The 268-nt window shown below is 44.0% G+C and carries 1 rRNA gene; it reads right to left on the reverse strand.

The window, feature by feature from the left end:
* A 16S ribosomal RNA gene (locus FCL48_RS24785) occupies positions 1–114 on the reverse strand; the annotation flags it as partial.
* Positions 115–268: the final 154 nt, after the last annotated feature.

Below are 268 nucleotides of genomic sequence, written 5' to 3' on the forward strand. Positions count from 1 at the left end.
GTTACTCACCCGTGCGCCACTCTACTCAGGACCGAAATCCCTTTCGCGTTCGACTTGCATGTGTTAAGCACGCCGCCAGCGTTCGTTCTGAGCCAGGATCAAACTCTCCAGTTTGATATCCTAGACTGCTCCTTACGGAACAGTTACTTATATAGTGCTTATGTATATAAGAGCTCTATTTTCGAATTACGAAAACTTGCTCCATTGTAGTTCGCTAAAACTACGTTGGGCCCGTTTGCTTATGTGTTGTTATTTAGTTTTCAAGGAT

Source organism: Desulforhopalus sp. IMCC35007 (assembly GCF_005116575.1).
Taxonomy (GTDB): Bacteria; Desulfobacterota; Desulfobulbia; order Desulfobulbales; family Desulfocapsaceae; genus Desulforhopalus_A.